Here is a 1699-nt window from a genome sequence, read left to right as displayed (position 1 = left end):
CCTGCAGGATGATGGCGACGACGAAGATCGGCAGCGACATCGGCAGCATGATGCGCAGGAAGATGCCCCAGAAGCCGGCGCCGTCGACGCGTGCCGCCCGGAACAGCTCCTCCGGCATCGAGGCGAAATAATTGCGGAACAGCAGCGTCAGGATCGGCATGCCGAAAATGGAATGGACAATCACCAGCCCGCTGAGGCTGCCATAGAGGCCGATCTCGCGCAGGATGATGACGATCGGATAGATCATCACCTGGTAGGGAATGAAGGCGCCGACGATCAGGATGATGAAGAACGTATCGGCGCCCTTGAAGCGCCAATTGGCCAGTGCATAACCATTCACCGAGGCGATGGCGATCGACAGCAGAACCGACGGCACGGTGATCCGCACCGAATTCCAGAAACCGCGCGAGAGCCCGTCGCAGTTAAGACCGGTGCAGGCCGTTGACCACGCCTTGACCCACGGCTCGAAGGTGATCTCGAGCGGCGGTGAGAAGATGTTGCCAAGCCGGATCTCCGGCATGCCCTTGAGCGAGGTGACGACCATGACATAGAGCGGCAAGAGGTAGTAGACCGCCATGACGAACAATGTGCCGTAGAGGAAGACGTTGCGGCGCGAAATCATGCGGCGCGGCTTTGGACCGTAGGGCCCTGCGATGTCCTGTTGCGCGCCGGCGGCAACGCTTGCTTGAGCGGTGATGTCTGCAATGCTCATTTGCGCCGCCCGAACTCGAGATAGGCCCAAGGCACGATGACGATCACCACCGAGAGCAGCATCATGGTCGAGGCGGCAAAACCCTGGCCGAGGTTCTGGGCGAAGAACATATAGTCGTAGACGTATTTGGCCGGCACTTCGGAGGCGATGCCCGGGCCGCCGCTGGTCTGGGCCACGACCAGGTCATAGACCTTGACGATGCCGGAAGCGATGATGACGAGCGTGGTGATGAAGACCGGCCGCATCATCGGGATGACGATGAACAGATAGGTCTTCCACATCGGGATCCCATCCACGCGCGCCGCCTTCCAGATGTCTTCGTCGATACCGCGCAGGCCGGCCAGCATCAGGCACATGATGAGCCCGGTGCCTTGCCACAGCGCAGCGATCGATATGCCGTAGATGACGATGCTGGAATTATAGAGCGGGTCGAAGCTGAAGCTCGTCCAGCCTAAGTCCCGCACGACATGCTGGATGCCGAAATCCGGATTGAGCAACCACTGCCAGACCAGGCCGGTGACGATGAAGGAGAGCGCGAAAGGATAGAGGAAGATGGTGCGGAACGTGTCCTCGAAGCGGATCTTCTGATCGAGCAGCGCGGCAAGCAGAAAACCGATGACCAGCGAGAACACCAGCGAGATCGCGCCGTAGATCAACAGGTTCTCGATCGAGATCAGCCAGCGCGGCGCCGCCCACAGCCGGTAATACTGGTCGAGTCCGACGAAATTCAGCCGCGGCAGGAGCTTCGAATTGGTGAAGGAATAGAGCACCGTCCAAACGGTGCCGCCGACGAAAACCACCATGGCGGTGAGGATCATCGGGATCGAGGCGACCTTCGCATTGAGGTTGCGGAACAGAAGGTTGGGGCGTGCGCTCTTGCTCATCTCGTCAGCCGGCTGGGTAAGGGCGGTGCATTCCCGGCCCCGCATTCGCAAGGCCGGGAGCGAGGCGGGTTGCCTCCAGCATCAGTCCGCCGAAGCGATGAGG

General features: G+C 60.7%; 2 protein-coding genes. Both read right to left on the bottom strand.

The features are described 5' to 3' along the window. Positions 1-712, bottom strand: a 712-nt coding sequence (locus EOC06_RS07070; protein ID WP_164898494.1) for a carbohydrate ABC transporter permease, incomplete at its 3' end; no start/stop codon positions are given. Further along, complete coding sequence (locus tag EOC06_RS07065; RefSeq protein WP_127322195.1) at positions 709-1596, bottom strand: carbohydrate ABC transporter permease; 888 nt, start codon at positions 1594-1596, stop codon at positions 709-711. The genes EOC06_RS07065 and EOC06_RS07070, both read right to left, overlap by 4 nt. Positions 1597-1699 lie beyond the last annotated feature (103 nt).

It is taken from the genome of Mesorhizobium sp. M7A.F.Ca.MR.362.00.0.0 (assembly GCF_004023175.1).
Lineage (GTDB): Bacteria > Pseudomonadota > Alphaproteobacteria > Rhizobiales > Rhizobiaceae > Mesorhizobium.
The sequence above is the reverse complement of the archived record's forward strand: the minus strand, read 5'-3'. Positions and strand labels throughout refer to the sequence as shown.